Here is a 9,293-nt window from a genome sequence, read left to right as displayed (position 1 = left end):
AAAAAATGAATGTGCGGTGATTTATTTTTGAAATTCTTGAAATTATATCAAAAATTTAGAGTTTTGACGGAGAGACTAAATAGTATCACAATTTAAGTTTAATTTGATACTTAATATAATGCATACCTGCCTAGTCTAATTGAATTAGACTAGGCAAATCAAACCTATAATATTAAAGAACGAAATAATTTCTTAAGAAGGGGGTAATGAAGCACCATCTTGCTCCAATAACGCCAGTTTTGCTTTGTATTTGTAACGCCAGTTTGATATGAGGAGCAAATATTTTTGGTAAAAATTAGCTTTGAGCTTAAAGGCTCAAAAAATCTCATAACAACCCTATAGTAAAAGAGGTTGAATTTACAGTAAAACGTATTGAATTAGATAATTAACCTAAGAAACCTGGATAAGAGATCAGTGGGTTTATTAGTCAACATAGTTGTCATACTGTAAATTCATCAAGAGCAAACACCAGTTATCCCAGGCTTGCAAGTCATCCTGAATTTATTGGACTGCATGCATTCGGCCCACATGGTCTAATGAGATAGAAGAAGATCCAGGATCAAGCACGGGAACCTAAGTAGTAATCTTGCTGAATTTGATTGAAGCTTGCGTCTGTTTCTTGGCCTAGCGTCTTATGAGGTAGAAGAAGATCCTTGGCCAAAGGCATGTAAAGGCCAGCCAAGTTTTAGATGACTTGCCATGGCATAATTTCTTCTTACCAGGAGAATAAGCGATTAAACCCTTACGGATAAATTATAATATAATAAATCAGTTGTGATGATCTCCAAGGATCTTGATAAACATCTCTTCAACGTCTCCAAGACTCTGCTCAACGCTTTCTGAACTTACCCCGTATTTTTCACCCAAATTTTGTATATCTTCGTTATCTGTCTTAGCTTTTCTTGTTTCATTCAAAGCTTCTTTTACAAAGGCTTTATCTTGCAACAAAAGGCCAATTGTCTTAGGAGTCAACATAGCCCGTACTAGTAAGTCTAGAGCCTCTTCTGAAATGCCATTACTTTTTTGTTGCGCTCCCTGTTGTTTTTTTTCATTTTTATTTCTTTTTTTAGACATCCCTTTCCCCAATTTTAAAACTTAGTAAAAAGACTTCATCGTTTTCATTAAATACCTAGAAAAAACAGAAAACAGACTTAATTTTATTTAAAATCTTTATCACTTATCACAACTTCAGTCAAAGTAACGCCAATTTTTTCATCCACAATGACTATCTCACCCTTGGCAACCTTTTTATTGTTCACGTAAACATCTATTGGTTCTCCAACTGTACGTTCAAGCTCAATAACGGCTCCTTTCCCGAGTTTTAGTATGTTACTAAGAGACATTGTGGCAACTCCGAGCACAACCGAAACTTGAACTGGAACATCATAAAGAGCTTCCAACGTTAATTCTATATTATCATCACTAGCTTTCTTGTCAGCCATATTTTACCTATTTGTCGTACTTTTTAGTTGCTCTATTATCTTATCTATTTCAGCTGAAAGCTGTTCTTGATTGTATTCAAGCCTTGTATCTAGCCATTCCAAACTACAATCATCTTTATTCAGCTTATCGTCCTGAATGATTTGAAAATTATCTTTAAATCTACTAGGAATTTCATCCGATTGCAAAACTTCTGTGCAGAAAGCATAGCGATCTGGGTGAATAGTCAAAGTAATTAAACCTTCCTTATAGAAATTTTTTAGCTTCTCAAACAAACCATGTCTAATAATTTCCTGAAAATCAGCAGGTAATATTAGATGTAGTTTCTTTGCAATGCCTGCAATAGCTTCTGCTGATACTTTAGCAATTTGCGAGTCAATTTCTACTGCAGGAACAATACTCTGCAATTTTTCTTTAAATAAATCAGCAAACTTATTTTCTGAAGTAAGCTCTTCTAGTTGCTTTTCATAATTAAGCTTCGCCTCATCATAACCTTTTGCAAAAGCTTCTTGCTTAACAAAGTCTATGTCAATGGACTCTTTCTCAATCTCAGGACGCATGTTAATACTTTCTGAAGATTCGTCAATGCTTTTCTTACTTTCTAGATCATTATTAGTTGAATTATCTTCAACTATTTTAATAAGATGTTCAGTAACTACCTCATTAATAAGTTTATCAACTTCCGATTCTTCATTATAAAAAGTAGAATTTACTACTGCCGATTTTGGCAAATCTTCCAATTCAAATTTTTCATGCTTTGACATAAAAAAACCTACATAATCGTTTGAGTTTAGTTAGCATACTCTTTATTTTTTCTTTTAACAACCATTGCTCATAATCCAGATTGGTATTGTAAGCACGAAATATAATAAAATTTGCAGTATTTCAAACAGTTTCTATCCAAATGTTTCCTTGACTACGCGCAGCACATAAGCTACTGAATTTACTTGGCCATATTAAAAACAAAGCTTTTAAAGACAAGTGAATTCTAGCAAAATAACTATAACCTCACGTCACAAACTCATCATCGTTGCTATTCAATGCTACATCAATCTCACCAGCTTCTATAAGCTTCTTAGCGACGGCAACAACATCTCCTCTTGCAGCGTCCACATCTTTTACTCTAACCGATCCTAGCGCCATTAAATCTTCTTCTATGATCTTAGCTGCTCTTTGAGACATGCTAGAGAAAAGTACATTTTTAACCTCATCAGGAGCCCCTTTAAGCGCCAAAGTAAGTCTAGATTTTTCAACATCACGAAGTAATCGTTGTATACCTTTAGAATCAATTTTAATAAGGTCATCGAAAGTAAACATCATATCTTTTATTTTTGCAGCAGCATCTGGGAGATTTGCTTCAAGCATAGTCATAAACTTACTTTCACTATTTCGATCCAAATTGTTAAATATTTCAGCAAGCATCTCAAAGCTATCATATTTCTGAGTTTTGCCTACACTACTAATAAATTCTGCTCGTAAAATTCTTTCCACTCTTTCAAGTACTTCTTTTTTGACACTACCTATACTTAAAATTCTTGAAATGATCTCAAACGCAAAACCATCTGGCAAATTGCTCAAAACCTTAGCTGCATGATCAGGAGAAATTTTCGAAAGAACCAGAGCGGCTGTTTGCGGATGCTCATTTCTAAAATACAGAGCCAACAACTCTTCATTAACGTTAGCTAGTTTTTCCCAAGTATTTCTCCCCTGTGGACCTCGAATTTCATCCATAAGTGCACTAACACGATCTTTATCTAGTATTTTCTCTAATAAACGCTCTGTGCTGTGAAGATTCCCAAGAAACATCGAGTCACCAGTCAAGCCACCAGCTAACTGATCCATAACTGAATCTATTACCTCAGGACTAACCGCTCCCAGGTGAGACATAGCATGAGATATATCAGTAATCTCATCTTCTGACATTAAGGAAAAAATTCTAGTAGCGTTTTCGTCAGACAATGATAATAATACTATCGCTACTTTTTGCGATCCCGTTAATTTTTCAATATCTTTAGCTGTAACTCCCATTAATTTTCCTCATTAAGCCATTTTCTTAAAACATTTACTAAGTCTTGAGGGCTAGCCTCTGCAATATCATTAACTTTCTTAATTGGGCTAGAACCATTAGATGCTGCCGGAGCCTCCCCCTCAGCCGGCCCAGAAATGATGGCACTACGAATACCGTCAGGCCCTACTGACCCAAGACCAGCTTCACCAGATCCAAAACCATCTAGTGCAAACTCACCATCATCGCCAGCACCACTCCCTATCTTTCTAACTTCAAAAGCCTTTAAAGCAATAGGCCTTATAACCGTAATTAATATTAATAATACAACTATAGCAAAAATCAAAGTTTGAAATAAGTTTGGTAATTCTTCCTTAATCCAATCAGTCTCTTCATCTAATTGACCAAATTCGGCTGCAAACTTCATATTTACGACTTCAATTTTATCACTACGATCCTCATTAAATCCAACTGCAACTTTAATTAAATTAGCAATTTTATCTAAATCCTCTTGCGACCGAGGAGCATAAATTTGCTCGCCAGTTTCTGCATTAGTGGTATATACTCCATCTACAAGAATACCTATAGACATTTTTGTAATAAGACCGGATTCTGAAATGTGATTCTTAACCGTTTTTGAAATTTCGTAGTTAGTTGTTTGATCACTTTTTTCAATAATGGCAAACTTATTAGCTGCCGAATCACCGCTACCTCCACCAGGTATATTATTGGCAACTGAAGCATCTTGACCGGCCCCATTGGCAACTGGTGTTTGCTCTTTTTCATCAATTGACTGAACTGACCTAACTACAGAACCATCTGGATCGTATACTTCAGAATTAATGACCGTACGATCAAAGTTCATCTCTAAAGCAACTTGAGCTTTTACTTTACCAGGGCCAAGACTCCTTGTAAGTAACTCTTCTATAACACTACGCAACCTATTTTCACTTGTTATCCTGATTTCATCATTTTTCCCACCAGCAAAATCCGCTGACTCTTCTGACGAACCAATCTTTAAAGCAACTCCTTTCGTATCAACAATTGTAACGCTCTTCATTTCTAAACCAGGAACGGAAGTCACAACTAGGTGACTAATCGCATCGATTTCGGATTTACCAAGTCTTTTGCTACCACGAAACTTTAGTACTACAGAGGCGCGCGGCTCCATCCTTTCCTTAGAAAAAATTTCGCGCTGCGGCATTACAAGATGAACTCTCGCCCTTTCAACCTGTTCAAATGCAGAAATAGTTCTGCTTAATTCTCCCTCTAGGGCTCGAATCAGTTTAACATTTTGTGAAAAATTAGTTGCTCCAATGCTGTCTTCTTTGTCAAAAATCTCATAGCCAACGACTGAACCACTCGAAGGTAATCCTTGCTGAGCCAAAGCAATCCTAGCGTTAACCACTTGAGATTTATGTACTCTTATTATACTACCATCACCCGCGGCAACATAGTGTATCTTACGATTTTCGAGTTCCTGAACTATTTTACCACTATCCTGGAGATCGAGATCAGAATACAGCACAGACATTTCATTGTCACCAATTCTAGAGACGAAAATGATAAATAAAATTAAGAACGTAAGTATTGTTATAGCGGTGGCGGCAAGCCTTATTGGGCTCATCTCCTTAAAAAACTGAATTATGACCTGCATCTAACTAAATAGTTTAAGTTACAAAATATTAAGCACTATTAATACTCAAAGCACTATTAATACTCACTTTATCCAAAAAGTCAACGGATTAGGATGAGAAGAACCTTCCAACAAAAATTGTAAAGCAACAATACTCCTAACCACAAACCACACGAATACAACCATGTATAAAATAGGCCCAATAAAAATTAAAGTTGTAATCATTGCAACAAAAATTCCAAGTAAACCAAAGCCAAAAGTTCTAAACGCGAAAATATAGTGGCTACGCCACCTATTATCATCATGATTCATGTTTGCAAAAGCAAAAACTACACCTATTACGGGTAAAATAGGAATAATTATCCCCCCTAAATATAATATATACACAAGAATCAGGTTCTTTTTTCCTGGTTCAAGGTATCGTTTAATCTCATCATTCATAAATCAATCTACTATTTTAAACTCTTTATTACCGCACCAAGTATACTGCCATGCTTTATATATTCTACTTCGTTATCAGTATACACCTGTAATGTTGCGTCTACAGTTTCATTATTGCCACCGGCTTTTTTTATCAAACACTTAAGTGGATGATACGGCTTAATATCGTCTGTAATACCCAAAATACTAATTTCTTCATTACCTTTCAAGCCTAAACTTTTCCACGTTACTCCTGAGTTAAAAGAAATAGGTAACACACCCATTCCAACTAAATTTGAACGATGAATACGTTCAAAAGTTTCCGCTACTACGGCTTTTACACCTAATAAACTAGTTCCTTTTGCAGCCCAATCACGAGAAGATCCTGTACCATATTCTTTACCGGCAAAAATCACAAGTGGAACTGATTTCTTTTTATATTCCATAGCCGCATCATAAATACTCATCTGTTGACCGGTAAGGTGATTAATAGTCACTCCTCCTTCAACCCCAGCACATAATAAGTTTTTAATTCTTACATTGGCAAAGGTACCACGCATCATAACTTCATGATTTCCCCGCCTTGAACCGTAAGAATTAAACCCAGCTGGTGAAACTCCATGACTCATTAAGAACTGTGCAGCTGGACTTGTTTTGCTTATCGAGCCCGCCGGTGATATATGATCTGTTGTTATTGAATCGCCAAATAATGCAAGGACTCTAGCATTATTAATGTCATTAAGCGCTACTTTTGGCTTAGCTATATCGACAAAATACGGAGGGTTGTTTATATAGGTAGATGGCTTCCAATCATACGTTTGGCTTTCAATAGCCTGAATATTTTGCCAGTTTTTATCCCCACGAAATACGTCTTTATATTTTGAAGAAAACATAGAAGGAGTAACACAAGAACTCATATACGCCTTTATTTCTTCTTGAGTAGGCCAAATATCTTTTAGGAAAACTTTTTGTCCAGTAGCCGTAGTAGCAATCGGATCCTTATCCAAATCTATATAAACACTACCAGCTATTGCATAGGCAACAACTAGAGGAGGAGAAGCAAGATAATTAGCTCTGACAAAAGGATGAATTCTACCTTCAAAATTCCTATTTCCAGAAAGTACCGAAGCTACTGCTAACTCACTATCTTTAATTACTTTCTCAATTTCTGACTCCAATGGTCCAGAATTACCAATACATGTTGTGCAACCATAGCCAACTAGGTTAAACCCTAAATTATCTAGATATCTATCTAATCCGCTTTTGCTCAAATATTCTGTAACTACTTGTGAACCAGGAGCTAGAGAAGTTTTTACCCATGGTTTTGATTTTATACCAAGTTTGCTAGCTTTTTCAGCAACAATGCCCGCCGCTATCATCACAGATGGGTTAGATGTATTGGTACAACTTGTAATCGCTGCTATCACAACATCACCATGACCAATAGAGTAATCTCCATTACCTACTTTATGTTTTTGATTTATATCTGCATTCGCTACAAAAGTTGGCAATGCTTCAATAAAGTTGTTTTTCATATCTGAAAGCTTAACTCGATCTTGAGGGCGCCTTGGCCCAGCAAGTGAAGGTTCCAAATTATCCATATTTAACTCAATAACATCAGTATACACCGCTTGGTGATCTTCTCTCCACATCCCCTGAAGCTTTGCATACTCTTCTACTAGTTTAACTTTATGTTTATCACGCCCTGTAAGCGTTAAATACTTTAAAGTTTCATCATCTACAGGAAAAAATCCGCATGTAGCGCCATATTCAGGAGCCATGTTTGACACTGTCGCTCTATCCGCTAAGGATAAGGAGTCAAGGCCTGGGCCAAAAAACTCAACAAATTTACCCACTACTCCCTTTTTACGTAATATTTCAGTTACCGTGAGAACTAAATCAGTTGCTGTTATGTTCTTAGCAACTTTGCCAGTTAGCTTGAATCCGATAACCTCCGGAAGAATCATAGGTAATGGCTGACCAAGCATTGCCGCTTCTGCTTCAATTCCACCAACTCCCCACCCCAGAACTGAAAGAGCATTAACCATTGTTGTATGGCTATCTGTCCCAACTAGGGTATCTGGATAAGCAAAATTTCCCTTTTCGGTTTCTTCTACATGAACCACTTGCGCCAAACATTCTAGATTTACTTGATGGCAAATACCAGTTCCAGGCGGAACCACTCTAAAGTTTTTAAAGCTCTTTTGCCCCCATTTTAGAAATTCATAACGCTCATTATTGCGCTCGAACTCTTTTTGAACGTTCTGAGCAAAAGAGTCATTCTTACCGTAAGAATCAACTTGAACAGAATGATCAATTACCAAATCTACTGGAATTAGTGGGTTTATTTTTAACGGATTTCCACCTAGCACCTGCATAGCATCACGCATTGAAGCAAGATCAACTATTGCCGGAACTCCTGTAAAATCTTGCATTAAGACTCTAGCTGGCAGATAATTTATTTCATCTTCCGAAGTTTTATTTTGAAGCCATGCTTTAAATGATTTTATAGAGTCACCATAGCCGTGCCTTAGAACATTTTCTGCCAGCACTCTAAGACAATAAGGTAATTTTTCTAGTGCAAAACCACTATCTGAGGCCGCTTTCTTTACATCGAACATGTTATATTCGACGTTATCTAATTTAATTCGCTTAGCATATTTTGAATTAAAATCTATAGCCATAATAAAAACCCCTCTAAATAAAATTTACACACGACTTATACCAAATACCAGGCTAAATGAGACAAATGAATTTCAGGATGACCTTAGTTCAACCTATATTTATAGGTGAGTACAAGGGAGATCCGCAAAATTCGTTGTGTCATTTAAAAATGGGACTTAGGTATTAATAGTCCGTATTTCTTTGACTATGTACATCAATGATGTTAATTAAACTGAAACACAACAACAAGAAGATTCGTTGTTTTTGTCTATAAATTTGTTACTAATAGTTTTATAAACACTTGAATTTTATGCTATCACTACACTCTCTAGGATTTTCTATCAACGAAAATGAACTCTTTAGAGGCGTTTCAATGAGTTTTCTTCCTTCCTCTATTGTTTACTTAAAAGGAAGAAACGGAGCAGGAAAATCATCTCTATTAAGGATGCTTGCTGACATTCAACAACCTAGTTCAGGCAAAATAACTTTTAGCAAAGATTCATTACCACTTGCAATGCTAAAAAAACCTTATTGTACTTACATTGGACACCGCTATGCAATAAAACCTGAATTAACCGTATTTGAAAATATAAACTTTTGGTCAAAACTGTATAATTCAGAAATTCTAATTGATGCAGCAATAATGTATTTTGGTTTACAAAATATTTTAAGCACGCTGTGCCTAGAGCTTTCAGCAGGAAACCAAAAAAAAGTAGCTCTTGCTAGATTAATTGCCTGCCAGTCCAAGTTATGGCTTCTTGATGAGGTTGACTCTAATTTAGATGATGAAGCCAAAAAGAAACTTATGCATCTTATTATTTCACACGCAGATAATGGAGGAATAGCCTTCCTCGCCAGCCATGACGAACCAGAAATAAAAACTGCACAAATTATTGATTTAAACGATTATTATAATACCAATATTGAATAACAAAAATTTTCTACTCCCTTTTAATCAACAGGAGGCTCGCCATATTTGTTAGACCCGGGGGGTCCTTTTCTAAACATTAGCCACAAAATAAGAAGTTGTTCAAACGGTAAGAAGGTAATTAGTCTCTCCGTCAAAACTCTAAATTTTTGATATAATTTCAAGAATTTCAAAAATAAATCACCGCACATTCATTTTTT

Annotated in this window: 8 protein-coding genes; 1 reads left to right on the top strand and 7 read right to left on the bottom strand. The window is 36.0% G+C overall.

The window, feature by feature from the left end; translation table 11 throughout:
- Nucleotides 1–768: 768 nt before the first annotated feature.
- The 7 genes from Megvenef_RS05370 to acnA form a co-directional block, all read right to left on the bottom strand.
- Nucleotides 769–1,074, bottom strand: coding sequence for a hypothetical protein (locus Megvenef_RS05370; RefSeq protein WP_322776951.1), 306 nt, complete (start codon nucleotides 1,072–1,074; stop codon nucleotides 769–771).
- Nucleotides 1,075–1,157: 83 nt separating this feature from the next.
- Complete coding sequence (gene fliN / locus Megvenef_RS05365) at nucleotides 1,158–1,442, bottom strand: flagellar motor switch protein FliN (protein ID WP_322776950.1); 285 nt, start codon at nucleotides 1,440–1,442, stop codon at nucleotides 1,158–1,160.
- A 3-nt stretch (nucleotides 1,443–1,445) separates the two neighbouring features.
- Complete coding sequence (locus Megvenef_RS05360) at nucleotides 1,446–2,204, bottom strand: FliH/SctL family protein (RefSeq protein ID WP_322776949.1); 759 nt, start codon at nucleotides 2,202–2,204, stop codon at nucleotides 1,446–1,448.
- A gap of 244 nt (nucleotides 2,205–2,448) precedes the next feature.
- A complete protein-coding gene (gene fliG, locus Megvenef_RS05355; protein ID WP_322776948.1) occupies nucleotides 2,449–3,468 on the bottom strand; it encodes a flagellar motor switch protein FliG in 1,020 nt (339 codons plus the stop codon).
- Nucleotides 3,468–5,102 carry a flagellar basal-body MS-ring/collar protein FliF gene (fliF, locus tag Megvenef_RS05350; protein WP_322776947.1) on the bottom strand — a complete coding sequence of 545 codons (1,635 nt, stop codon included), beginning with the start codon at nucleotides 5,100–5,102 and terminating at the stop codon, nucleotides 3,468–3,470. The genes fliG and fliF overlap by 1 nt, the downstream gene beginning before the upstream one ends.
- Nucleotides 5,103–5,165: 63 nt before the next feature.
- A complete protein-coding gene (locus Megvenef_RS05345; RefSeq protein WP_322776946.1) occupies nucleotides 5,166–5,522 on the bottom strand; it encodes a DUF4870 family protein in 357 nt (118 codons plus the stop codon).
- A gap of 11 nt (nucleotides 5,523–5,533) precedes the next feature.
- A complete protein-coding gene (gene acnA / locus Megvenef_RS05340; RefSeq protein ID WP_322776945.1) occupies nucleotides 5,534–8,185 on the bottom strand; it encodes an aconitate hydratase AcnA in 2,652 nt (883 codons plus the stop codon).
- A 290-nt stretch (nucleotides 8,186–8,475) separates the two neighbouring features.
- On the opposite strand from acnA, the gene ccmA reads away from it, so the two are divergent.
- Nucleotides 8,476–9,096, top strand: coding sequence for a heme ABC exporter ATP-binding protein CcmA (ccmA, locus tag Megvenef_RS05335; protein WP_322776944.1), 621 nt, complete (start codon nucleotides 8,476–8,478; stop codon nucleotides 9,094–9,096).
- The last annotated feature ends 197 nt before the right edge of the window (nucleotides 9,097–9,293 follow it).

Origin of the sequence: Candidatus Megaera venefica (assembly GCF_034554655.1) — a bacterium.
Lineage (GTDB): Bacteria > Pseudomonadota > Alphaproteobacteria > Rickettsiales > Rickettsiaceae > Megaera_A > Megaera_A venefica.
This window is presented reverse-complemented; position numbering and strand designations above follow the sequence as displayed.